25 protein-coding genes and 1 pseudogene are annotated in these 23,331 nt (G+C 69.5%); 11 read left to right on the top strand and 15 right to left on the bottom strand.

All coding sequences use genetic code 11. The features are described 5' to 3' along the window. Window positions 1–21 precede the first annotated feature (21 nt). From ACILRB_RS09825 to ACILRB_RS09795, 7 genes are all read right to left on the bottom strand, one after another. Window positions 22–1,530, bottom strand: coding sequence for a complex I subunit 5 family protein (locus ACILRB_RS09825; protein WP_395666115.1), 1,509 nt, complete (start codon window positions 1,528–1,530; stop codon window positions 22–24). Continuing rightward, window positions 1,527–1,865, bottom strand: a complete 339-nt coding sequence (locus tag ACILRB_RS09820; RefSeq protein ID WP_395666114.1) for an NADH-quinone oxidoreductase subunit K — start codon at window positions 1,863–1,865, stop codon at window positions 1,527–1,529. The genes ACILRB_RS09825 and ACILRB_RS09820 overlap by 4 nt, the downstream gene beginning before the upstream one ends. Next, the gene (locus ACILRB_RS09815) at window positions 1,862–2,836 is read right to left on the bottom strand and encodes a hydrogenase subunit MbhD domain-containing protein (protein WP_395666113.1); all 975 of its coding nucleotides are present in this window, start codon (window positions 2,834–2,836) and stop codon (window positions 1,862–1,864) included. Before ACILRB_RS09815 ends, ACILRB_RS09820 begins: the two co-directional genes overlap by 4 nt. Then, entirely contained in the window at window positions 2,833–3,159 is a 327-nt protein-coding gene (locus ACILRB_RS09810) for a cation:proton antiporter (RefSeq protein WP_395666112.1), read from the bottom strand. Before ACILRB_RS09810 ends, ACILRB_RS09815 begins: the two co-directional genes overlap by 4 nt. Beyond that, on the bottom strand, window positions 3,156–3,332 hold the full coding sequence (locus ACILRB_RS09805) for a monovalent cation/H+ antiporter complex subunit F (RefSeq protein WP_395666111.1): 177 nt from the start codon (window positions 3,330–3,332) through the stop codon (window positions 3,156–3,158). Before ACILRB_RS09805 ends, ACILRB_RS09810 begins: the two co-directional genes overlap by 4 nt. Beyond that, window positions 3,329–3,865, bottom strand: a complete 537-nt coding sequence (locus ACILRB_RS09800) for a Na+/H+ antiporter subunit E (RefSeq protein WP_395666110.1) — start codon at window positions 3,863–3,865, stop codon at window positions 3,329–3,331. Before ACILRB_RS09800 ends, ACILRB_RS09805 begins: the two co-directional genes overlap by 4 nt. 279 nt (window positions 3,866–4,144) lie before the next feature. Beyond that, the gene (locus tag ACILRB_RS09795) at window positions 4,145–4,357 is read right to left on the bottom strand and encodes a hypothetical protein (protein WP_395666109.1); all 213 of its coding nucleotides are present in this window, start codon (window positions 4,355–4,357) and stop codon (window positions 4,145–4,147) included. 455 nt (window positions 4,358–4,812) lie between these two features. On the opposite strand from ACILRB_RS09795, the gene ACILRB_RS09790 reads away from it, so the two are divergent. The 4 genes from ACILRB_RS09790 (at window position 4,813) to ACILRB_RS09775 (ending at window position 8,615) form a co-directional block, all read left to right on the top strand. Continuing rightward, a complete protein-coding gene (locus tag ACILRB_RS09790) occupies window positions 4,813–6,111 on the top strand; it encodes a hypothetical protein (protein ID WP_395666108.1) in 1,299 nt (432 codons plus the stop codon). 72 nt (window positions 6,112–6,183) lie between these two features. Further along, window positions 6,184–6,690: a GNAT family N-acetyltransferase gene (locus ACILRB_RS09785; RefSeq protein ID WP_395666107.1), complete on the top strand. Its 507-nt coding sequence runs from the start codon at window positions 6,184–6,186 to the stop codon at window positions 6,688–6,690. A 301-nt stretch (window positions 6,691–6,991) separates the two neighbouring features. Next, a complete protein-coding gene (ppa, locus tag ACILRB_RS09780; RefSeq protein ID WP_395666106.1) occupies window positions 6,992–7,525 on the top strand; it encodes an inorganic diphosphatase in 534 nt (177 codons plus the stop codon). An 82-nt stretch (window positions 7,526–7,607) separates the two neighbouring features. Then, window positions 7,608–8,615: a hypothetical protein gene (locus ACILRB_RS09775; RefSeq protein WP_395666105.1), complete on the top strand. Its 1,008-nt coding sequence runs from the start codon at window positions 7,608–7,610 to the stop codon at window positions 8,613–8,615. Here ACILRB_RS09775 and metW read toward each other — a convergent pair whose 3' ends face one another. From metW to panD, 3 genes are all read right to left on the bottom strand, one after another. Beyond that, window positions 8,616–9,185, bottom strand: coding sequence for a methionine biosynthesis protein MetW (gene metW / locus ACILRB_RS09770; protein ID WP_395666140.1), 570 nt, complete (start codon window positions 9,183–9,185; stop codon window positions 8,616–8,618). It lies immediately after the preceding gene. A gap of 116 nt (window positions 9,186–9,301) precedes the next feature. Then, window positions 9,302–10,486 (bottom strand): homoserine O-acetyltransferase, encoded by a 1,185-nt coding sequence (locus ACILRB_RS09765; protein ID WP_395666104.1) that lies wholly within the window; start codon window positions 10,484–10,486, stop codon window positions 9,302–9,304. 115 nt (window positions 10,487–10,601) lie between these two features. Beyond that, a complete protein-coding gene (gene panD, locus ACILRB_RS09760; RefSeq protein WP_395666103.1) occupies window positions 10,602–11,069 on the bottom strand; it encodes an aspartate 1-decarboxylase in 468 nt (155 codons plus the stop codon). Window positions 11,070–11,442: 373 nt separating this feature from the next. Here panD and dapE point away from each other — a divergent pair, with 373 nt between their 5' ends. Continuing rightward, window positions 11,443–12,615 (top strand): succinyl-diaminopimelate desuccinylase, encoded by a 1,173-nt coding sequence (dapE, locus tag ACILRB_RS09755; RefSeq protein WP_395666102.1) that lies wholly within the window; start codon window positions 11,443–11,445, stop codon window positions 12,613–12,615. Between the two features lie 28 nt (window positions 12,616–12,643). Here the strand turns inward: dapE and ACILRB_RS09750 are convergent, their stop codons facing one another. Further along, complete coding sequence (locus ACILRB_RS09750) at window positions 12,644–13,786, bottom strand: 2'-deoxycytidine 5'-triphosphate deaminase (RefSeq protein WP_395666101.1); 1,143 nt, start codon at window positions 13,784–13,786, stop codon at window positions 12,644–12,646. Window positions 13,787–13,879: 93 nt separating this feature from the next. Between ACILRB_RS09750 and metZ the strand changes: the two genes are divergently transcribed. The 3 genes from metZ (at window position 13,880) to argE (ending at window position 16,853) form a co-directional block, all read left to right on the top strand. After that, window positions 13,880–15,088, top strand: coding sequence for an O-succinylhomoserine sulfhydrylase (gene metZ / locus ACILRB_RS09745; RefSeq protein WP_395666100.1), 1,209 nt, complete (start codon window positions 13,880–13,882; stop codon window positions 15,086–15,088). A gap of 115 nt (window positions 15,089–15,203) precedes the next feature. Further along, entirely contained in the window at window positions 15,204–15,596 is a 393-nt protein-coding gene (apaG, locus tag ACILRB_RS09740; RefSeq protein WP_395666099.1) for a Co2+/Mg2+ efflux protein ApaG, read from the top strand. A gap of 63 nt (window positions 15,597–15,659) precedes the next feature. Then, on the top strand, window positions 15,660–16,853 hold the full coding sequence (gene argE, locus ACILRB_RS09735) for an acetylornithine deacetylase (RefSeq protein ID WP_395666098.1): 1,194 nt from the start codon (window positions 15,660–15,662) through the stop codon (window positions 16,851–16,853). A gap of 28 nt (window positions 16,854–16,881) precedes the next feature. On the opposite strand, the gene ACILRB_RS09730 is transcribed toward argE, so the two are convergent. The 3 genes from ACILRB_RS09730 to ACILRB_RS09720 form a co-directional block, all read right to left on the bottom strand. Further along, entirely contained in the window at window positions 16,882–17,451 is a 570-nt protein-coding gene (locus tag ACILRB_RS09730) for an HNH endonuclease (RefSeq protein ID WP_395666097.1), read from the bottom strand. Window positions 17,452–17,632: 181 nt separating this feature from the next. Next, on the bottom strand, window positions 17,633–18,508 hold the full coding sequence (locus tag ACILRB_RS09725; RefSeq protein WP_395666096.1) for a 3-hydroxybutyryl-CoA dehydrogenase: 876 nt from the start codon (window positions 18,506–18,508) through the stop codon (window positions 17,633–17,635). A gap of 325 nt (window positions 18,509–18,833) precedes the next feature. After that, complete coding sequence (locus tag ACILRB_RS09720; protein WP_395666095.1) at window positions 18,834–19,619, bottom strand: hypothetical protein; 786 nt, start codon at window positions 19,617–19,619, stop codon at window positions 18,834–18,836. A gap of 262 nt (window positions 19,620–19,881) precedes the next feature. Between ACILRB_RS09720 and ACILRB_RS09715 the strand changes: the two genes are divergently transcribed. Next, a complete protein-coding gene (locus ACILRB_RS09715; RefSeq protein ID WP_395666094.1) occupies window positions 19,882–20,403 on the top strand; it encodes a DUF1465 family protein in 522 nt (173 codons plus the stop codon). Window positions 20,404–20,507: 104 nt separating this feature from the next. On the opposite strand, the gene rpmE is transcribed toward ACILRB_RS09715, so the two are convergent. Beyond that, entirely contained in the window at window positions 20,508–20,738 is a 231-nt protein-coding gene (gene rpmE, locus ACILRB_RS09710) for a 50S ribosomal protein L31 (RefSeq protein WP_395666093.1), read from the bottom strand. 421 nt (window positions 20,739–21,159) lie between these two features. On the opposite strand from rpmE, the gene ACILRB_RS09705 reads away from it, so the two are divergent. Together ACILRB_RS09705 and ACILRB_RS09700 are read left to right on the top strand one after the other, a co-directional pair. Beyond that, complete coding sequence (locus tag ACILRB_RS09705; protein ID WP_395666092.1) at window positions 21,160–22,455, top strand: adenylosuccinate synthase; 1,296 nt, start codon at window positions 21,160–21,162, stop codon at window positions 22,453–22,455. Between the two features lie 103 nt (window positions 22,456–22,558). Then, window positions 22,559–23,331: pseudogene (locus tag ACILRB_RS09700) on the top strand (hypothetical protein); the annotation flags it as partial.

The following is a 23,331-nucleotide window of genomic DNA, read 5'->3' as shown; positions in this document are numbered from 1 at the left end:
CCCGGGCTCATGATGCGCGTCCTAGGGAATAAGCGGGCGGCCGATGTCGAGAAAATCGTAGAAGCCGAGCGGCGCGAGCCCCATCAGCAAAGCGACGACGGCGAGCGCGAGCGCCGCCGCCCCGCGCAGCGGGTGGGGCCGCGACCTGAGCGGCGGGGCGGGCGTCGCCAGCGCCGGGCCGAGGATGCGGCCGACATAGGCGCCGGCCATCAGCCCGCCGGCGAGAAGCATGGCGACGATCGGCCAGAAGCCGGCCTCGGCGGCGCTGGTCAGCAGCAGCCATTTGGCCATGAAGCCGCCGCTCGGCGGCAGGCCGACGAGCGAAAGCCCGCCGATTCCAAGCGTCAGCGCGGCGAGCGGCATGGCCCGGCCAAGCCCGCGCAGATCGGCGATGCGGTCATGGCCGAGGCCCTCGACCACAAGGCCCGCCGCGAGGAACATGCCGGCCTTGGCGAAGGCGTGCGACAGGGTCTGCATCACGCCTCCGGCCCAGGCGTCGGGCGCCCAGGGGGCGCCGCCGACCGCGAGCGGGAACATCAAGAAGAGATAGCCGAGCTGGGCGACGGTCGAATAGGCGATCAGCGGCTTGAGCCGCGCCTGGCGCAGCGCCATCGTCCCGCCGACGAGGATGGCGAGGCAGCCGAGGCCAGCGATCAGCGCCGACGCGGCGCCCGCGGCGAGCGCCGGAAAGACGTCGAACCACAGCCGCACGATCAGGAAGAAGGAGCCTTTGACGACGAGCGCGGAGAGAATCGCGCTGGCCGGCGCCGGCGCGTTGGCGTGCGCCGGCGGCAGCCACAGATGCAGTGGGACGAGCGCGGTCTTGGCGAGCAGCCCGGCCGTCGCCAGCGCGGCGGCGGCGTAGACGATCGGCGCGGGGCGCAGCCGCTCGGCGAGCAGCGCCATGTCGAGCGTGCCATAGGCGCCGTAGAGCAGCGTCACGCCGAGCAGATAGAGCACGGAGCCGATCAGCGCGAACAGGAGATAGCGCAGCGCCGCCCGCAGCGTCTCGGCGCTCCCCTTGAGGCAGACGAGCGGGACGGCGGCGAAGGTCAGAAGCTCCAGCGCGACGAACAGATTGAACAGGTCGGCGCTGAGGAAGACGATGGCCAGCGCCGCGCTCAGCGCCTGGGTGAGCGTCCAGAACGCAAAAGGGGCGCGCGCCTCGGCGACGCCCGCGGGCGTCGCAAAATCGGCCCGCGCGAAAAGATGCGCCGCGGCCATGACGAGCGCGCTCGTCGCCAGCATGACCGCCGAAAAGCCGTCGGCCCGCAGGCTGAGGCCGAGCGGCGGCGCGAAGCCGCCCACATGGTAGAAGATCGGCGCCCTGGCGCGCCAGACGGCGCTCGCGATCAGGGCGGCGATCACGATGTTGACGGGGGCGAGGGCGAGCGCGACGCGCTGGGCGTTGCGCCCGCCGAGCGTGAAGGCGGCCATGACGCCGACGACCGGCGCGAGAACGGCGGCCGGCAGGAGAAGCCCGCCCGGCGAGGCCGCCGCGCCGGAAAGGCTCGCGAGGGCTTCGTTCACGGCGCGGTCCGGTCGGCCGGGGCGGGCGGCGCGTCGGGCCTGAGGCTCGCTTCGCCCTCTTCGTCGACGAGGCGGTTGAGAATCGCGACGGCGAGCGCGCTCGCCGAAAAGGCGACGACGACGCCGGTGATGACCAGCGCCTGCGGGACCGGGTCGGAGGCGAAGCCCGCGCCGGCGCCGTTGCGCGCGACGATGCCGAACACGAGGAAGACCCCGCTGCCAAGCATGTTGAAGGCGAGAATCTTGCGCAGCGGCTGCGGGTCGACGATCAGCCCGTAGAGGCCGAGGCCGACGAGAAAGGCGCCGGTCAGCCCGGCGAGCGCGCCGGGCGTCATGGCGCGGCGCCGCCTTCGGCGGGCGCGTGCGGCGCCGGGCCATGGGCGGGCGGGCCAAGCACCAGCATCGGCAGCGTCGCCGCGATCGACAGGGTCATGAAAGCCTCGACGACGAGAATGAGGGGGACGGACCAGGCCTCCGGCACGGCGAACACGGCGCCGGCCGTGAACAGCCCGAGGACGCCCGAAACGACGAACAGGGCCGGGCCGACGATGAGGGCGAGGCGCAGCGGCCGCGAGCGCACGGAGGGCGCCTGCGACACGCGGGCGAGCAGCATGACGAGCCACATGGCCGCGACGACCGCGCCGCCCTGGAAGGCGCCGCCCGGCTCGTCCTTGCCGACCCAGACGAGATGGATCCCCACGACGAGGCCGAGCGGCGGCAGCGCCCGCGCGAGGAACGGCAGGGCGCCATGGCGGCGCGGCAGCGCCGGCGCCCCCGGCGCGCCGCCCCAGAAACGGTCCGGCGTCAGCGACCAGACGCCGACCACGGCGAGCACCAGCACGATCTTTTCGAGCAGCGTGTCAAACGAGCGGAAGACCATCAGCGTGGCGGTGATCGGATTGCCGACGCCGGTCGGCTCGAGATGGGCCGCGACCTGCGCCGAAAGGCCAGGGCCGTGCTGCGGCAGGGACAGGATGACGCCGGCGAGCGCCAGCGCGCAGAGGGCGCAGAGCGCGCCGGCGGCGAGCCGGACGGGCAGGCCGGGGCGGTCTCCGGCCGCGCAGGGCGCGTCGCCGATCCGGCGCGCCGCGCCGATCAGCAGCACGCCGGTCACGCCGCCGCCGATCGCCGCCTCGGCGATGGCGACGTCGACCGCCGAGAGCCGCACCCAGACGAGCGCCAGAAGCAGCCCGTAGGCGACATAGCCGACGGCCGCCGAAAAGGCGGCGCGGGTTAGGATCGTCCACGCCGCCGTGGCGGCGACGAGCGCGGCGAGGCCGAGGTCGAGCGCGTCGAGCAGGCTCATGCGCCGGTCTCCTCGCGGCGCGCGTCCCCGCGTCTCCGCAGGGCGCCGGCGACGATTTGCGAGCTCGTCGCCGCGCCGATCTGGGCGAGCGCCCAGACGGCGACGAGCTTCAGCGCGCCGGCGACGCCGCCGGCCTGCGGAATGAGCCCCAGCACGATCAGCCCGAGCCCAAGCGTGTCGGCCTTGGTGAGCGCGTGCAGCCGGCACAGCGGATCGGGAAAGCGCAGGAGGCCGAGCGCGCCGGCGAGGAAGAAAAAGCCGCCGAGGCTCACGGCGACGACGCTGAAGGCGTCGAACGCCAGCGTGAGGATGGAGGAGGTCATGAACGCGGGCCGCTTTCGTCGGGCGCGCCCTTGAGCACGAAGGCGAGCGAGGCGAAGACCGCGAGCAGGGCGAGCGACAGGGCGACGTCCTCGACGCCGGGCGTTCCGGTCGCGGCCGAGACGAGCGCGAGCGTCGCCACGCCGCCTGCGCCGAGAAGCTGCGCGGCCATCATGCGGTCGGCGTCGTCCGGGCCGCGCAGCAGCCGCGCGAGGCCTCGAGCCCGAAGGCGCGCGCGAACGCCGCCTCCTCCGCGGCGAGCTGCGCCGCGACCGGCTGGCCGACGTCGAGGCAATGGACGATGAGCGCGCCGTCGGCTTCCTCGCAGACCGGCAGCGAACCCGGCAGCAGGCTCGACAGGGCGTAGAAGGCGCTGCGCGCGCCGGCCGATTCGATCTGCGGCCGGAACACGACGAAGCCCGGCTTCAGCGCGAGCCGCGGCGCGAAAGCGCGCCGCGCCACGTCGAAGCCGGCGAGAATCGACTGGACGGCGAAGCGGACGCCAAGGCGCATGAGGAGCGCGGGCCGCGGCCGCGCGCCGCCGGAGGGCGCGAGCCGAAGGCTCAGCGCGGCGGCGGCGACGGACGCCGCCGCCCCGATTGCGAGGCCCAACGGCGCCGCGCCGGCGATGAAGATCCAGAAGATGAAAAAAGCGGCGGCGCGCCGAAGGATGGGCCAGCCGGGCGCGGACGCGCGCGCCGCCGTCATGGCCGCGCGAAAGGCGCGGGCGAAGGGGCGCGGGTCGTGCGCCGCAACGACGATCTGCGCCGCGAAGACGATCTGCGCCGCAACGGCGAAAAGCCAGAATTACCCGGGCCGGCGTCGATCATCTGCGCTCCGCGGACGAAATCGCGCCGCGCTGACGCGGCGTTCGCGCGAGCTTAGCGTTTTGCCGCGGCGCGTAAAGGCGCCTTGCGCGCCGCGACGCGGAACGCACGGCCGCGCCTCAGGAGCGACGGCGCAGGGAACGACGAAAACGTGAAGCCGTCAGCTGCGCGCGCCGCCCGTCGAGCAGACGATCTTTTCATATTCGTCGCGCTGGGGGCCGAGGGGAGAGCGGGCGAGCTGGGCCTGGCCGAACAGGCCGCAACTGATGGCGCTCGAGACGTCGGGGCCGCGCGCCGCGCTGAGCGCCGTCATGGGGGAGCATTCCTCGACGGGAGTCGACATGGAGCATACGAGAATAAGGATCTTGGTCATCGTCGCTTTCCGATCCAGACGGACGCCAATTCCTCCCCAGCGCATAAGATCAAGCAAGAGGCGCGCCATGACGGCGGGCGCGACGTCTCCGGTCAGGGCTGGAACAGCGCCATCATGACAAGCCCGAGCATGGCGAGCGCGGCGATGGTCCGCGTGTCGTCTTCAAAGGCTTTGCGCAGATGACGCATGGGCGTGGACCTCCATCCCGGTCGGCGCGGGCCTGACCTTCCTGGCTCAGGCTGCGCCGTCATCCTTAACAGACCATTGAACCTGGACCGTCGGCGACGCAACCGGCGTGCCCGCGCGCACGCGGCGAGGGAGGCCCCGCGGCTCGGTTTCTTGCAATTACGCCGTAAAATGTTTCAGATGGCCGCGCGCGGCGACGCGGAGCTCCGCGTCGGGAAGCTCCGCGTCGGCCTCAGCCCTGACCGCAGCGGACGAGACCAGAGCGCTTCATGTTCATCGCCTCGCATTCCGTCGAAACGCCGGCGGCCAGCGCCTCGAAGCTTCTGATCAGCCTCGGCCTCGTGACGCTCATGACGGTCATGCCCGTCCTCAGCGTCGCCGCCGAGGGCGCGATCTATGTGCTCATGCCGATCGGCGCGGCGACGATGCTGATCGGCGCCGTGATCGGCGCGGAAGGGCACGGGCCGCGCCATCTCATGGGCGCGCTCGGCTCGCCCGCGGGGCTCGCCGCGCTGTTCGTCGCCTTCTGGGCCGGCCTGTCCCTTGTCTGGACGCCGTTTCCGGCCGAGGCCGCGCCGCGTTTCGCGCAGATCGTCGTCACCACGCTGCTCGTCGCGCTCGTCGCCGCGTGGCTGCCGCCGCGCACGCGGACCTTCGACCTCTACCTGCTGCCGGTCGGGGTGACGCTGAACGCGCTGAGCCTGCTTTATTTCGCGCTGCGCGGCGAAACGTCCTTCGCCGGGGCCGGCGCGTTCGGCGATTCGCTGTTCGCGCGGGCGATGATCGCGCTCGTCGTGCTGGTCTGGCCGGCGCTCGGCGCGCTGTGCCTGCGCGAGCGCTGGGCGTTCGCGGCGGGGCTCGCGCTGCTTGCGGCGGGCGTGGCTTTCGCCGGCTTCGCGCAGGCCGGGCTCGCGGCGATGGGGGCCGGCGCCTTCGTCTTCGCGCTCGCCATGTCGAACCCGTCGCGCATCGGGCCCAATCTCGGCGCGGCTTTCGCCGCGCTGATTCTCGCCGCGCCCCTGTTCGCGCTCGGCGTCGGCGCGCTGGCCGGCGCCTGGCCCGAGGCGGGGCCGGGCGCGCGGTCCATGGAGGCCTGGCGCGAGATGATCGTCTCCGACTGGCCGCGCCTTGTCACCGGGCACGGCTTCGGCTCGACGGACCGCATGGCGGCGCTGGGATTTTTGTCCCACGACGCGCCGCGGGGGCTGCCTTTCATCGTCTGGCATGATCTCGGCCTCGTCGGCGCGGGCGCTTTCGCGCTGCTTACGGCGCTGACCTTCCGGCTCACCGCGCGCGTGCCCGAATCGATCGCGCCCTCCGTGCTCGCGGGCCTCTCCGCCGTGCTGGCGCTCTCGTTTCTCGGCGCGGCCGTGTCGCAGATCTGGTGGATTACGCTGCTCGACTGCGCGGTGATCGCCTATGTCGTGCTGATCAAGGGCGTCTATCGCTCGCAGCGCCCGACCGCGCCGCGCCGCGACGAGGCGCCCGCCGCGCCGCGCGACCTCAGCCTTGAGCCGGGCTTTGGCCCCGGCGCCCTGTCGGGCCGGGCGGAAGCCTCCGGCCGGTAACGCGCGCCCCGGCGCCCCGGCGCGGCGTGGAGCCTCTTGCGGAGCGCCGGCGATCAACCTTAACATCGCCCCATGATCGAGAGCGTGATCAGCATCCGCAACGCGCGCGAGGGCGACGCGGCCGGCATCGCCGCCGCGCATGACGCCGCATGGCGCGACGCCTATCGAGGCCTCATTCCCGGGCGCGAGCTCGAGCGGCTGATCGCGCGGCGCGGGCCGCGCTGGTGGCATTCGGCGATCGTGCGCGGATCGCGCCTCCTCGTGCTCGATTTCGACGAGACGATCGGCGGCTATGTCAGCTACGGCCGCAACCGCGTGCCCTCGCTGCGCTACGGCGGCGAGATCTTCGAGCTTTACGTCGCGCCCGAATTCCAGGGCGCGGGCTTCGGCCGCCGCCTGTTCGAGACGGCGCGGCAGGATCTCGCCGATTACGGCTATTCGTCCTTTCTCGTCTGGGCGCTCGCCGACAATGAGCGCGCGGTCGCCTTCTACCAGCATCTCGGCGGCCGCAACGTGCGACAGGCCAACGAGCGGTTCGGCTCCGAGATCCGGGCGCGGCACGCCTTCGCCTTCGAGTAGGCGGGCCGCCCCGGCCAGGCCCCGTTCCGGCTCCGATTACCTCCAAGGTCAGACTTGCCGCGCGGCGCGCCGCGGCGCATAAGGCCGGACGACCCGCCCTGAGGCGCGCCCGCGCCGATCTCTACGCTTGTCTCTTTCTCGCCTTCAGGCGCGCAGGCCGCACAGGCGCCTCGAGGGGAGTTGCGGGCGCGCGCGGGGCGCTTCATGCTTGCCCGTCCGCCGCGCGACGTTCCCGGCGGGCCAAAGATTGATCCGGCGCGGCGTTTCTCCGCCGGCCGCAACGAGGGAACAGGAGACGACCATGCGCCTTGACGCCATCTCGATCGGCAAGAATCCGCCCCACGACGTCAATGTCGTGATCGAAGTCCCGATCGGGGGCGAGCCCATCAAATATGAGCTCGACAAGGCCGCCGGCGCGCTGATCGTCGACCGCTTTCTTTATACGTCGATGCGCTATCCCGGCAATTACGGCTTCATCCCGCATACGCTGTCGGAGGACGGCGACCCCTGCGACGTGATCATCGCCAACACCCGCGCGATCGTGCCGGGCGCCGTCATGAGCTGCAAGCCGGTCGGCGTGCTGATCATGCGCGACGAGGCCGGGCAGGACGAAAAGATCCTCGCCGTTCCCTCGGCCAAGCTGACCAAGCGTTACGCGCACGTCGAGAATTATTCGCAGCTGCCGGAGATCACGCTCCACCAGATCGAGCATTTCTTCGCCCACTACAAGGATCTCGAGCCCAACAAATGGGTCAAGATCGAGGGCTGGGGCGACGCCGAGCGCGCCCGCGCCATCATCACGGAATCGATCGAGCGGGCCAAGACCGCGAAATAACTTTTCCGCGTCAATAGCCGACGCGGAACCCTCCGCGCCGGCGCCCATTCTCGGGTCGCCGCACGGCGCCGGAGAACCACGCATGCGAACCCTCGCCACGACTGTCTTTCTTGCCTTCGCGCTTGGCGCGTCCGCTCCCGCTCTCGGCGACGCGGTCAGGACAGTGGACGTGCATTTTCCGGCCGGCGCGAGCGGCGAGACGGTCAGCGGCTCGGTCAGGGGCTATGACACGGTGCGCTACCGGATCGACGCGCGCGCCGGACAAACCCTCTCGGCCAGGCTTTCGGCGAGCAATTTGAGCCTTTACATGAACGTGATCGCGCCCGGCGCGAAATCGGCCATGTATATGGGCGCGACCTCGGGACATGATTTTTCCGGCGTTCTGCCTGTCGACGGCGTTTATGTGGTCGAGGTCTACCTTTACCGCAACGCGGCGCGACGCAGGGAGAAAGCCGATTTCACGCTCGACCTTCGCGTCGACGGGTCAGGCGCGCGCGCGCCTGCGGCGCCAGGGCGGCAGGCGGCGGCCGACGTCGCCGACGGCTGCGCCGGCGGGCCGGATTATTTCCGCGTCGAAGGTCTCGCCGCCGGCGATGCGCTGAACCTGCGCGCGGGGCCCTCGCCGTCCGCCACGGCCTCGCTCCAGCTCGGCGAGGGGGCGATCGTGCGCAATCTTGGCTGTCGGACGGTCCACGGCGCGACCTGGCGCCAGATCCAGCTCACCGGCGATTCGGATGAAAAAGGCTGGGTCGACGCCCGCTTTCTGCGCGAAGCCGCCGCCCCCGCGCCGCACGACGCCAGGGTTGCGGGAACGCCCTATCATGCGACAGCCGAGATTGGCTGCGGCTTCAAGGGCGACGCCGCGGTCTCCGTCTGCAAGGCGGGCGTCTCGCGCAAGGACGCCGGCGTCGCGACGCTTGTCGTGACTTTCCCGGACGGCTTCAGGCGCACGCTCGATTTCGACCACGGTCATGTCGTGGCGCGCGGCGGCGCGGCGCAGAGCCGGCGCGAGGGCGACGACACGGTCGTCACCGTCGACGACGGCGCCGAGCGCTTCGTCGTTCCTGACGCTCTGATCAAAGGCGACTGATCAGCCCCGGCGCGAAAGCAGGAACACGCCCTGTTCGCCGAACAGGTTCCACACCGAGCGCCCGCCCCACGACAGCGGCTCGCCCTTTGAATCGAGCGCGACGCCGCGCTCGATTCTGGCGCCGATCGACTCGGCGAGGGCGATGAAATCCGAAATCGTGCAGAAATGAATGTTCGGCGTGTCGTACCAGGGCGTCGGCAGCTGCCGCGTCACCGGCATGTGGCCGCCGAAGGCGAGCTGCGTCCTGATGCGCCAGTGGCCGAAATTGGGGAAGGACACGATCGCGCGCCGGCCGATGCGCAGCATGTTTTCGAGCACGGCGCGCGGGCGGCGCGTCGCCTGCAGCGTCTGCGACAGGATCACAAAGTCGAAGGCGTCGTCCGGGTAACCTGAAAGGTCGGTGTCGGCGTCGCCCTGAATCACCGACAGACCCTGCGCGACGCAATCGTTGACGCCGCGCTGCGACAATTCGATGCCGCGCGCGTCGACGCCCTTCTCCTCGGCAAGCAGGCGCAGCAGCGCGCCGTCGCCGCAGCCGACGTCGAGCACGCGCGCCCCGGCGCTCACCATGCTGGCGACGAGCAGGAGATCGACGCGGCCGGCCGGCGAGAGGGGCAGGGCGGCGATGCGCGCGTCGTCATAGGACGGCGCCTGCGCGCTCACGTCTCGGGACGGCGCCTGCGCGCTCACGTCCCGCGCTCGGGCAGGCCGCGCGCCCGCGCCGCCGCCGCGAGGAAGCCATGCGAGGTCGCCTCGAACTCCGGCAGGTCGAGCAGGAAGGCGTCATGGCCGCGGTCGGTCTCGATGTCGACGAAGGACACCGAGGCGCCGCCGGCGTTGAGCGCATGGACGATCGCGCGCGAGGCCGAGGTCGGGTAGAGCCAGTCGGAGCTGAAGGAGACGACGCAAAAGCGCGTCTTCGCACCCTGGAAGGCGCGCGCGAGCGAGCCGTCATAGTCGGCGGCGAGGTCGAAATAGTCGCAGGCGCGGGTGACGTAGAGATAGGAATTGGGGTCGAACCGGTCGACGAAGCTCGAGCCCTGATAGCGCAGATAGTTCTCGATCTGGAATTCGGCGTCGAAGGAGAAGGCGCGCGCCTCGCGGTCCTGCAGCTTGCGGCCGAACTTGCTCTGCAGCGCCTCGTCCGAAAGATAGGTGATATGCGCGGCCATGCGCGCGACGGCGAGCCCCTTGGTCGGGATCACGCCTTCGTCGAGATAGCGGCCCTTGCGCCAGTCGGGATCGGCCATGACCGCCTGCCGGCCGACTTCGTGGAAGGCGATGTTCTGCGAGGAATGCTTGGCCGCGGTCGCGATCGGCATGGCGCTGAACACGCGCTCGGGATAGCTCGCGACCCATTGCAGCACCTGCATGCCGCCCATCGAGCCGCCGACGACGCAAAACAGCGTGTCGACGCCAAGATGGTCGATCAGCTTCGCCTGCGCGCGGGCCATGTCGGCGATGGTCACGACCGGAAAGTCGAGCCCGTAGGGGCGCCCCGTCGCGGCGTTGCGCGAGGCCGGGCCGGTGGTGCCCATGCAGCCGCCGAGCACGTTGGAGCAGATGACGAAATAGCGGTCGGTGTCGATCGGCCTGCCGGGGCCGACCATGCTGCTCCACCAGCCGGGCTTGCCGGTGACGGGGTGCACGTTGGCGACATGCTGGTCGCCGGTCAGCGCGTGGCAGACCAGCACGGCGTTGGAGCGCTCCGCATTCAGCGTCCCGTAGGTCTGGTAGGCGATGGTCCAGTCGTCGAGCCGCGCGCCCGAATCGAGGTCGAGCGCGTGGTCCGGGCCGAAATGGGCGACGAAGCTGTGCGGCGCGTCGGTCTCGCGCAGCCCGTTCAGTTTTTGGGACAGGACGATCGTCAATTGCTTGGGCCGGCGCGCGTCAGCGCGTTCTGTATGGCGAACGCTTCGTACGAAATATGGGATAGGCGGGGCGCGAAAGTCAAGCCGGCGGCGTTTGCGGAGCCGCCCGGCGCGGTCAGCTCGCGCGCTTCTGGCGCACGCCCGATTTCAGCGGAACCTGCAGCCGCGCGCCTTCGTCGTCCAGAATCGCGAACTGGTAGCGGCCGGCGGCGTCCTGCGAGACCGAATATTGCAGCGTCTCGACGACGTTGTTGTGCGCGTCGAAGGTCACGACCTTGGGCGAAAGGCCGACGATCTCCTCGCCGTCGACATAGACCGAGCTGCAGATGATCAGCTCGTCGCCCGGCTGGCAGGTGCGCGCGGCGGCGCCGTTGAGCACGCAGCAGCGCGAGCCGCGCTGGCCGAGAATCACATAGGTCGAGATGCGCGCGCCGGAGCTCTTGTTCCAGATCTCCACGAATTCGAGCGGAAAGATGCCCGCGGCCTCGCAATGGGCGGGATCGAGCGTGATCGAGCCGTGATATTCGAGATTCGATTCCGTGACGCGGATGCCGTGCAGCTTTCCGCCAACAACTTTGCGCATCGATCGTGTTTCCGTCGGCGGCTTTCGTTCAAGCTCGCGCCAGTTGGACCAGGGGACGCATGGACCCGTAAAGCATGGACCCGTGAAACATGGACCCGTGAAACATGGACCCGTGAAGCGGACAGACCGACGCCCCGTGCGGGGCGTTCCGGCCGGGCGCACGCCATCCGGCCGGTCGCGGACGCCCTCCGGCCTTTCGCAGCACATGCGTCATTTTCGTCCGTTTCACAATAGCAAATGGGGAGCGGGCGGCGTCTTTGTAAGCGGCCCGGCGAGCGGCCGCGCCAGGCGGGCTTCGCCGCCTGACGGGCGCGATTGGCGACGCGGGCCTTCCGTGCGATAGACCGGACCGCTAAATCTTCAGGGCGGCGCGATGACGGATCTGGGACAGGACGCGGTCGATCTCTGCCGCGCGCTGGTGCGCCGGCCTTCCGTCACGCCGCAGGACGCGGGCGCGCAGGAGGCGCTCGCCGCGCGCCTGCGCCAGGCCGGCTTTTCGGTCGAGAGCGTGACTTTTTCCGCGCCCGGCACGCCCGACGTCGTCAATCTCTTCGCCCGCTTTGGCGAGGGCGCGCCGCATTTCGCCTTCGCCGGCCATACCGACGTGGTGCCGCCGGGCGATCTCGCGCGATGGCGCAGCGACCCTTTCGCGGCCGAGATCGACGGCGGCGAGATCATCGGGCGCGGCGTCGTCGACATGAAGGGCGCGATCGCGGCCTTTGCGGCGGCGGCGGCAAGCTTTTGCGCGCGCGGCCCGTTCAAAGGCTCGATCAGCCTGCTGATCACGGGAGACGAGGAAGGCCCGGCGATCAACGGGACCGAAAAGCTGCTCGCCTGGGCGGCTGAGCGCGGCGCGCGCTTCGACCATTGCCTCGTCGGCGAGCCGACCAACCCGGACGCGCTCGGCGACATGATCAAGATCGGCCGGCGCGGCTCGCTCAACGGGACGCTGACGGTCACAGGCCGCCAGGGCCATGTCGCCTATCCGCAGCGCGCCGACAATCCCATTCCTGCGGCGATGCGCCTCGCGCAGGCGCTGGCGGCCCCGCCGCTCGACGCGGGGACGGCGCTTTTCGACCCCTCGAATCTTGAAATCGTCAGCTTCGACGTCGGCAATCCGGCCTTCAACGTGATTCCGGCGCAGGCGCGGGCGCGCTTCAACATCCGCTTCAACGACCACTGGACGCCGCAAAGCCTCGCCGCCGAGCTTCAGACGCGCGCGGCGCGGGCGGCGCAGGGCGCGGATTTCGCGCTGGCCTTCGAACCCTGCAACGCGCTCGCCTTCGTCACCGAGCCTGACGCCTTCGTCGGGCTCGTCGCCGGCGCCGTCGAGCGGACGACGGGGCGCAGGCCGAAGCTTTCGACGAGCGGCGGCACCTCGGACGCGCGCTTCATCCGCGCCTATTGCCCGGTGCTGGAGTTCGGCCTCGTCGGCCAGACCATGCATATGGTCGACGAACGCGCGCCGGCGGCGGAGATCGGCGCGCTCGCCGCGATCTATGAGGCCGTGCTCGACGATTATTTCCGCGTTTTCGCGCACGGCTGAGCCGGCCGGCCCGCTCGGCCCAAACGGCTCAGCCCATCACGAAATGCTTTGAGAGCTTCAGCCCCTGGCCCTGATAGTTCGAGCCTTCGCCCTCGCCGTAAAGGGTCAGCGGCGGCTCGGCCATTTTCTCATAGACGAGGCGGCCGATGATCTGCCCGTCTTCGAGCGCGAACGGGACTTCGTGGCTACGCACCTCGAGCACGGCGCGCGCGCCGGGCTTCATGTCGGGCGAGGCGCCGAAGCCCGGATCGAAGAAGCCCGCGTAATGGACGCGAAACTCGCCCATGGCCGGGTCGATCGGCACCATTTCGGCGGCGAGGTCCGGCGGAATCTGCAGGCGTTCCTGCGAGGCGAGGATATAGAACTCGCCGGGGTCGAGAATGAGCCGGCCGTCGGCGCGCGGCCAGATCCTGTCCCAGAAATCGTCGAGCCTGTAGCCCGTCCGGTCGATGTCGACCACCTCGGCGTGCTTTTGCGCGCGAAAGCCGATCGGCGCGCCGGGCGCGGCCTCGCCGAGCGCGACGCGCAGGATCAGGCCCTGGCGCAGATTGGCCGCGCCTTCGACCAGCGGACGCGAATCGTGGCGTTGCGCCAGCTCACGGTCGTCGATGGCGAAGCCGGCAAGACGCAGCTGCTGCGAATTGAGCCGCCGGAAGCGGATCTGGTTGAGCTTCGAGCCTTTTCGGACGCGCACGGAGAAGCTGCGCGGCGACACCTCGGCGTAGAGCTGGCCCTCATAGCCGCGCGGCGCGCGGTCGAACGCCTCCGACCGGTCGGCGATGAGCCGCGTGAAGATGTCGAGCCGGCCGGTCGAGCTTTTGGGATTGGCGACCGCCGAGATGCTGTCGGGCAGGCGAAGCCGTTCGAGCAGAGGGATGACATAGACGCAGCCGCGTTCGAGCACGGCGCCCGACGCAAGGTCGATCGCGTCGTCCTCGCGCAGCAGCTCGCCGACGCATCGCTCGCGCCCGGGCAGAAAGCTCGCGCGCACGCGATAGGCCTTCGGCCCGAGCCGCAGGTCGAGGCTCGCCGGCTGGAGCTGGCGCGCTTCGATCGGCTCGGAGGGCGCGATCATGCCGCGCCGGATCATGACCTCGATCTTCTGGCGCGCGAGAAGCCCGAAGGAGGGGCCGAAGTCGTCGGACTCGAATGTTTTGGCGGGCAAAGGCATGAAGACGGGGCGGCAAGGGCGGGCGCGCGAGCTTAAGGCTTGAGGCGCGGGTAAGAAAGTCCTAATCAGCCGGGATCACCAGAGGAGAGACGATTGACCGGCTCCAAGACTCTGCGCCCGGCGACGCTGCTCGTCCATGGCGGCGCGACGCGCTCCCCCTTCGGCGAAACCGCCGAGGCGCTGTTCCTGACGCAGGGCTATGTCTTCCCGACCATGGAGGCCTGCGAGGCGCGCTTCAAGGGCGACGACCCGGGCTTCGTCTATTCGCGCTACGGCAATCCGACGATCGCCATGTTCGAGGAGCGCATGGCCCTGATCGAGGGGGCCGAGGCCGCCCGCGCCACAGCGACGGGCATGGCCGCCGTGACCGCCGCCGCCATGTCGCAGGTGCGCGCCGGCGATCATGTGGTGGCGGCGCGCGCGCTGTTTGGCGCCTGCCGCTTCATTATCGAGGACCATCTGCCGCGCTACGGCGTCGCCTCGACGCTGGTCGACGGCGCGGACCTCGACGCCTGGCGGGCGGCGATCCGGCCGCAGACCAAGGTGTTGTTCCTCGAAAGCCCGACCAATCCGCTGCTCGACGTCTACGACATTCCGGCGATCGCCAAAATCGCGCATGACGCGGGCGCGATTCTCATCGTCGACAATGTGTTCGCGACGCCGATGCTGCAGAAGCCGCTGCGGCTCGGCGCCGATCTCGTGGTCTATTCGGCGACCAAGCACATCGACGGCGGCGGGCGCTGTCTCGGCGGCGTCATCCTCGGCTCGAAGACGCTGCTCGAAGGCGACCTCCAGACCTTCCTGCGCCAGACCGGGCCGGCGCTTTCGCCCTTCAACGCCTGGGTGCTCCTGAAGGCGCTGGAGACGCTCGAAATCCGCATCGCGCGCCAGACCTCGACGGCGGCGCGCATCGCCGATTTCCTCGCCGCCCGGCCCGAGGTCTCCTTCGTGCGCTATCCGGGCCGCCCCGACCATCCGCACGCCGACGTCGCGCGCCGGCAGATGACCGGCGGCGGCACGCTCGTGGCGTTCGAACTCAGGGGCGGCAAGGAGGCCGCCTTCGGCGTCGGGCGCGCGCTCGAGGTCGTCAAGATCTCAAGCAATCTCGGCGACGCCAAGAGCCTGATCACCCACCCGGCGACGACGACGCATCAGAGGCTTGCGCCCGAGGCGCGGGCGGCGCTCGGCGTCAGCGACGGCGTGCTGCGCCTGTCGGTCGGGCTCGAGGACCCGGACGATCTTCTCGAGGATCTGGCGCAGGCGCTCGACGGCCTCGCCACGCTCGGCGTCGCCGCCCAGTAGCGGCGGCGGCGCGGCGGCGCGCGCGGCGTTTTCCTGAACCCGAAGCTATGCTAGTCTTGCGCCGTCCGCACTGGCCGGGGCTCCTCCCGGCCGCAAGGGGTTCATCGTCTTCGCCATGTACAGCGCCGTCACTCAAGACATCCAGATCACGGTCCTGCCGGAGTTCGTACCCGAGCGCTCGAACGCCGAGCAGGCGATGTTCTTCTGGGCTTACACGGTCGAAATCGCCAACCAGAGCGACCGTACGGTGCAGTTGACCTCCCGCCACTGGAAGATCACCGACGGCAACGGAAAGCTCGAGGAGGTGCAGGGGCCGGGCGTCGTCGGCGAGCAGCCGATCCTGAAGCCCGGCGAGACGTTTCGTTACACCTCAGGCTCCAATCTCACGACGCCGTCCGGCATCATGACCGGCGCCTATCGCATGGTGGACGAGAACGGCGAGGAGTTCGACGCGCAGATCCCGGTGTTCTCGCTCGATTCGCCCTTCGTGCGCCGCGTGCTGAATTGACGCCTTCGGGAGCCTCGCGCTGAGTTTCGCTCCCGCCCGCGCCACGATCCGGGAGACACGACCATGACCGCTGCGCAGGACGCACAGGCGCGCGAGGACGGCGCGCGGCTCGAAGCGGCGATCGAGATTCTGACGCGGCTTGTCTCCTTCGACACCGAAAGCTCGAAATCGAACCTCGCGCTGGTCAATTTCGTCGAATCCCTGTTTGACGATTACGGCGTCGATTACGTGAAGATTCCCAACGCGGTCGGCGACAAGGCCGCGCTGTTCGCCACCATCGGCCCGAAGGTCGACGGCGGGGTCTTGCTGTCCGGCCACACCGACGTGGTGCCGGTCGAGGGGCAGAGCTGGACGTCGAATCCGTTCGAGCTGCGCCGCGAGCGCGGGCGCCTCTACGGCCGCGGCGCGACCGACATGAAGGGATTCGACGCGATCTGCCTCGCCATGATCCCCGAATTCCAGCGCGCGGCGCTCAGGCGGCCGATCCATATTCTTCTGAGCTATGACGAGGAGACGACCTGCCGCGGCGCGCTCGACGCCATTCGCCGACTCGGCGAGGACCTGCCGCGCCCCGACGTCGTGCTGGTCGGCGAGCCGACGCTGATGCAGGTCGCCGACGCGCACAAGGCGATCGTCACCTATCGCACCACGGTGCACGGCCGCGAAGCTCATTCCTCGAAGCCCTATCTTGGCGCGAACGCGGTCGAGGCGGCCTGCGATCTCGTCTGCGAGCTCTATCGCTTCAATGAGGCGCTCGGGCGGCGCGGCGATCCGGCCGGCCGGTTCGATCCGCCCTGCTCGACGATCGAGGTCGGGGTGATCCACGGCGGCACGGCGCGCAACATCCTCGCCAAGCAATGCGCTTTCGACTGGGAGTTCCGCAGCTTGCCGGACGTGCCGCAGCGGCTCGCGCTCGACCATCTCGAGGAGTATATCGCCCGCGTCGCCCTGCCGCGCCTCAGGCGCAACGCCGAGGACGCCTCGATCGAAACCTGGGCCGAGGTCGAGGTGCCGGGACTCGCGGCCGAGCCCGGATCGGCGGCGGAGACGCTGGCGCTCAAGCTCGCGCAGTCAAACCGCACGATCAGCGTGCCCTACGCCACCGAGGCGGGGCAGTTCCAGGCGGAGGGCCTGCCGACCGTGGTCTGCGGCCCGGGCTCGATCGACCAGGCGCATCAGCCTGACGAGTTCCTCGAAGAATCGCAGGTCGCGGCGGCGATCTCTTTCATGCGGCGGCTGGCGAAGGAGTTGGGCTGAGAGGGCGCGCCGAGCGGAAGAAAACGCCTTACGGCTCGAGTTCCGAGTCCCAGTAAAGATAGTCCATCCAGCTTTCGTGCAGGTAGTTCGGCGGAAACAGCCGGCCGTTCTGGTGCAGGTCGTTGACGGTGGGCTGGTAGGGCCTGTGGGCCGGCCACATATGGGCTTCGTTCGGAAGCCGGTCGCTCTTGCGCAGATTGCAGGGCGAGCACGCCGCGACAACGTTTTCCCACGTCGTCAGCCCGCCCTTGGAGCGGGGAATCACATGATCGAAAGTCAGATCCTGCCGGGAGCCGCAATACTGGCAGGAGAAGCGGTCGCGAAGAAAGACGTTGAAACGGGTGAAAGCCGGATGGCGCGACGGTTTTATATATGTCTTTAAGGATACGACCGACGGCAGCTGCATCTCGAAGCTTGGACTTCGCACCGCCTTGTCATAGCTCGATACGATGTTCACCCGGTCGAGAAAGACCGCCTTTATCGCATCCTGCCAGGACCATAAGGACAAGGGGTAGTAACTTAGCGGCCGAAAGTCGGCGTTAAGGACAAGGGCCGGACAGGCTTCCGGCGAAGCTGTGGCGTGGAAATGGACCGACACTTTCGGCGCCTCTCCTCTTGCGGCTCCCGCATTATCCGCGCTGGATCAAATCGTCAACGTTTGATTCCGCCTGACCAATGCGGCGATTCGCCGGGATAGTGTAGGGCGCGCGTGACGGCGCTGTGAAGTTCGGCCGACCGGTTCTCCACCGCCGACGGCGGACCGGACCGGCGCGCAAGCGTCAGCGCGTCGGGACGGGCGTGCCGCTGCGATAGTCGTAGAAGCCGCGCTGCGTCTTGCGGCCGAGCCATCCGGCCTCGACATATTTCACGAGAAGCGGGCAGGGGCGGTATTTGGAGTCGGCGAGCCCCTCGTGCAGCACCTGCATGACCGAGAGCACCGTGTCGAGCCCGATGAAGTCGGCGAGCTGCAGCGGGCCCATGGGATGATTGGCGCCGAGCTTCATGGCCGTGTCGATCGCCTCGACCGAGCCGACGCCTTCATAAAGCGTGTAGATCGCTTCGTTGATCATCGGCAGCAGGATGCGGTTGACGATGAAGGCCGGAAAATCTTCGGAGACGGTGAAGGTCTTGCCAAGGCGGGTGACGAACGTCTTCGCGGCGTCGAAGGTCTCGTTCTCGGTGGCGATGCCGCGAATGAGTTCGACGAGCTGCATCTTGGTCACCGGATTCATGAAATGAATGCCGATGAAGCGCTCGGGCCGGTCGGTGGCCGAGGCGAGCCGCGTGATCGAGATCGACGACGTGTTGGACGCGAGGAACGCCTCGGGCCGCAGCGCGTGGCTGACCTCGGAGAGCACCTTGCGCTTGACCTCTTCGTTTTCGACGGCCGCCTCGATCACGAGGTCGCAGTTCTTCATGGCGGCGTAGTCGGCGGCCGGCTTGATGCGGGCGAGCGCGTCGTCCACGGCGCCGGCGTCGGTCGCGCCGCGTTCGACAAGCTTGGCGAACCCGGCTCTGGCCGCCTGAAGGCCCGCTTCGATCTTTCCTTCGGAAACGTCATTGAGCATGACGTCGAGGCCCGCGAGCGAGCAGACCTGAGCGATGCCTGAGCCCATCTGGCCCGCCCCAATCACTCCGATGGTGTTGATGGCCATTGTTCTTTCCATGAGAGGACGTCGCGTCGGCGACCACGATGCGTCGGTGCGGCGTCCCCGCCTGGCGGCGCAGTTTCGCCCTGAACCGCCGGAAGGCGTCACGCGCGGGAGCGTGCGGCTCATCGTCAAGCCGAGATGACTTCTAGACTGGAAAAACCCACTTGGCCATAATCAAAACCGCAGCACGCCGTGAGACGTAGGCCGCGTTCCGCCCTGTTGGAGGTCGCGCCGGCGCCTGGCGCGGCGACGCCCTCCGAGCTTAACGCAGCGGCGTCGCTTGAGCGTTGCGCGGCGGCGTCCGCCGACGCGTGAACGCGAGCCGCCCTCAGACGGCGAAAGCCAGCGTCTGCGGCGCGGCGGCGGGGAAGCGCCGCGCCGGATCGCCGCGAAAATCGAAGGCGCCGACATGAGTCAGCCGCCCCTCGAGGTCGAGCCAGATCTTTCCGCCGATGTCGCGCCAGCGCTGGCAGAACGCGAAATCCTCGCTGACATAGGTCCCGGACTCCTTGTCGATCAGGCAGTCGAACAGCGCGTAGGCCTCCGCCGGCGCGACGTTGGAATAGGCGTTGGCGCCCATGTAGCGCGTCTGCGGATAGGCTTCGATCATGCGCAGGATCACGCGTCGTCGCAGCAGCATGAAACCGCCGCCCGCGTAGATCGCGGTCGCGAATCGGCCGCGCCGCTCATGGTCCGCGCCGACGCAGGGCGCGCCGACGTAATGCAGCGGCGCGGCGGCGAAGCCTTCCTGCGCCGTCGCCGCGCGGCGGATCGCGGCGGCGCTCCAGTCCTGCGTCTTCAGCGGATAGGCGCCGGCGACGAAATCCTCGCCGAAGGCGAGCATCTGCGTCACCTGATCCGGCTCGAAGCCGATGTCGGCGTCGATGAAGAGGAGATGCGTCGCCTGCTCTGTCGCCAGAAACTGGCTGACCAGCGTGTTGCGGCTCCGGGTGATGAGGGAGTCATGCCCGAGCAGGGCGAGCGCGGCGTCAAAACCCGCCGCGCCCGAATGCTGGATGAGCGCCAGAATCGACTGCATGTAGCGCTGCGAGACCAGCCCGCCGAAGCAGGGGGTCGCGATGAAGATCGTCGGGCGGTCGGCGGATGGGCTCATGGCGGTCCTGCGCATGTGGATGGAACGAGACGCCATCCTTGCCGCCGGACCCTGCGCGAAGCCTGCGCGCCCTCAAGAGTCCCGCGCGCCATTAAGCTTAACGCAAGGTTAACCGCCCGCTTGCGCAAAAACCGTCTAAAACTTTCACGTCGTCGCAGCCGGCGCGGATCGCCCGCGTCCGCCTGCGGCTTTCCATTTCGCAACCTCCCTGCGAAGGCGGTCGGCCTTCGCGGGCGCATCTCGAACACAGGCTCGCCGCGCAATGAAGCACAGCTTTTCGATGAAATCCGAGCCGACGGTTTCGTTTGGAGAGAAGCTTGTCGCGTCGGAGCAGTTCCAGAGCCTGTTCAGGGAAGGGATGGATCTCGTCGGCGCCGCCGCCGCCTATCTGGACGGCGACGGCCGGCGCGAGGCGCAGGGCCTGCCGCGCCCCGCCGCGCTCGCTTATGCGGTCGAAAGCATGCGATTGACGACGCGCCTGATGCAGATCGCGTCCTGGCTGCTGCTCCAGCGCGCCGTGAACGAGGGCGAACTGACGCGCGCTGAAGCCTCCGGCGAGAAACGGCGCGTGCGGCTCGCGCGCCAGGACGCGGTTGCTGGAGAAGAGGTGCTGACGGAGCTGCCGAAACGGCTGTGCGAACTCGTCGCGGCGTCGCTGCGGGTGCAGGCGCGCATCCGCAAACTCGACGCGCTGATTCATGAGCGCGCGCCGGCGCCGCTTGCGGCGTCCAATCCGGTCGCGGGACAGATCGCCCTGCTTGACGCGGCGTTTCGCCCGCGCTGAGCGCGGCGGCGCTCCGCAGGCGCTTCTGTCGCCGGGCCGCGGCGGGGAGCTCCGGCCCTGCGCATGAAAAAGGCGGCCTCGGCCGCCTTGTCGCTTTTTGGTCGTTACTTCTTGCCGAAGCTGAGCCCGGCGAAGCGCGAATTGAAGCGCGACAGGCGCCCGCCGCGATCGAGAAGCTGGGCCGAGCCGCCGGTCCAGGCCGGATGCGTCTTGGGGTCGATGTCGAGGTTCATGGTCGCGCCGTCGGACCCCCAGGTCGAGCGCGTCGCGAACTCGGTCCCGTCGGTCATGACGACCTTGATCATGTGATATTGCGGATGGATGTCGGCCTTCATCGGGACTGCCTCGAAACTCTTGCAAAATCGGGCGCCGGCCTGAACAAGCCTGGACGTCGCCGACGTGAAGCCGCCCGGACGGGTCTGGACGGCGGAAGGAAACTGCCGCGCAAGCGCCGCCTGGCTGAATCTCGCGCTGTTTCAGCCACGACCGCGCGAGCGCGGGGTCCGCGTCGCCTCGGTCATGGCTGGAAGCCGCGGCCTATAGCAAAAGCGCTCGCGCCTGACAAGACGGCGCGCGCGCGGCGCGGCGCGCAAGCTTTACTCGCGCGCGCCGAACGTGTACCGCAGGGCGTCTCCCCGGCCGCCGCGCCGGGATTGTTTTTTGCGAGGTTTTTTCTGAAAACCGGCCCGCCGCGGCGCCCTCCGGCGCGGCGTCGACGCGGCCGGCTTTCAGCTTCGAAGAAGCGAAACGCGAATCATGGCGAATGTGGCGGTGGTCGGCGCCCAGTGGGGCGACGAGGGCAAGGGCAAGATCGTCGACTGGCTGTCGGTCAAGGCCGACGTGGTGGTGCGGTTCCAGGGCGGGCACAACGCCGGCCATACGCTGGTGATCGGCGGGACGACCTACAAGCTCGCGCTGCTGCCGTCCGGCATCGTGCGCCCCGGCAAGCTCTCGGTCATCGGCAACGGCGTCGTGGTCGACCCTCATCATCTCGTCGACGAGATCGCGAAGCTCTCCGCGCAGGGCGTCGAGATCGGGCCGCATAATTTCAAGATCGCCGACAACGCCACGCTGATCCTCAGCCTGCACCGCGAGCTCGACGCGCATCGCGAAGGGGCGCTCGAGGGCGGGCTCAAGATCGGCACCACCAAGCGCGGCATCGGCCCGGCCTATGAGGACAAGGTCGGCCGGCGCGCGATCCGCCTCACCGACCTCGCCGAGCCCGACCTGCTTGACGAGAAGATCGCCCGGCTTCTCGCGCATCATGACCCGCTGCGCCGCGGCCTCGGCCTCGAGCCCGTTCCGGCCGCCGCGCTACGCGCCGAGCTCGACGCGGTCGCCCCCAAAATCCTGCCCTATATGGACGCGGTCTGGGACCTGCTCGAGACCGAGCGGCGCAAGGGCCGGCGCATTCTGTTCGAAGGTGCGCAGGGCGCGCTGCTCGACGTCGACCACGGCACCTATCCGTTCGTCACCTCCTCGAACACGGTCGCCGCCAACGCCGCCACCGGCTCGGGGCTCGGCCCCAAGGCGATCGGCTATGTGCTCGGCATCGCCAAGGCCTATACGACCCGCGTCGGCGGCGGGCCGTTTCCAAGCGAGCTGACCGACGAGATCGGCGAGCGCATCGGCGACCGCGGCCATGAATTCGGCACCAACACCGGGCGCCGGCGCCGCTGCGGCTGGTTCGACGCGGTGCTGGTGCGCCAGACCGTGAAAACCTCGGGGATCGACGGCATCGCCCTGACCAAGCTCGACATTCTCGACGGCTTCGACGAGATCAAGGTGTGCGTCGGCTACATGCTCGACGGCGCGCGCGTGTCGCGCTTTCCGGCGAGCCAGGCTGCGCAGGCGCGCGTGACGCCGATCTACGAAACCATGGAGGGCTGGCGCGGCACGACGGCCGGCGCGCGCTCCTGGGCGCAGCTTCCGGCCCAGGCGATCAAATATGTCCGCCGCATCGAGGAGCTGATCGAGGCGCCGGTGGCGCTGCTGTCGACGAGCCCCGAGCGAGAGGACACAATTCTCGTCACGGACCCGTTTCGCGACTGACGGCGGCGCGAGCGGCGCCATAAAGATCGCCTCATTGTGAAGTAAGCGCCGGCGTCGTCGGCGAATCCATTGACGGAACGCGGCGCGAATGGTCTGAACCAGCATGGCTGATTATTACCCGCTGCTTGCGAGAGCCGTCGCCGGCCTGCCCGAAAACACGCCGCAGGCGCGCGCCTCGATCTTTGATCGCGCGCGCAACGCGCTCGTTGGACAGCTGCGCCGGCTCGAGCCGCCGATCGCCGAAGAAGAGATCGACCGCGAAAGCGCGGCGCTCGAAGCGGCGATCGGGCGCCTCGAACGCGAGTTCGCGCCGCCGGCGCCGAGCGAGGCTGAAACGGCCGCGGCGCCCGAAACTCTTTCCGCCGTCGACGCCGCGAGCCCCGAGGCGCTGGCGGAGCGGGAGCAGGAGCGCGAAGCCGTCGCGCCGGCGTCCGACGTGGCGGAGCCTGCGCCTTACGAGGCCCGCGAAAGCGTCGCGCCCGTCATGCTCGAACCGGACATGCGCGAACCGGAGATGCGCGAGCCGGACATGCGCGAGCCGGAGACGCCGCCTGACGGGCGCGCGCCGGATATGGGCGGCTCTGAACCGGGCGGGCCTCAATCCGGCGGGTCCATCGCCGCGGCGCCCGTCGTCGAGCCGCAAGACGCCGCCGACCGCCCCGGCGCGGCGCGGCGACGGCCCGGCGCGCCGGCGCCGCTGCAGACGCGCCCGCCCATGTTCTTCAAGGGCCGTCGCGACCGTCCCGTCGTCGAGCCCCAGCGCCGCCCGCCGGGCGCGAGCCTGCTGACGCAGCCGCCGTTCCCGGTCGACGCGCCGGCTGCCGAAAACCTCGCGCCCGAAACATTCGCGCCGCCGCAGGCCGAGGCCCCGGAATC

The sequence above is a fragment of the Methylocella sp. genome (assembly GCF_044226135.1).
Classification (GTDB): Bacteria; Pseudomonadota; Alphaproteobacteria; order Rhizobiales; family Beijerinckiaceae; genus Methylocapsa.
The sequence above is the reverse complement of the archived record's forward strand: the minus strand, read 5'-3'. Positions and strand labels throughout refer to the sequence as shown.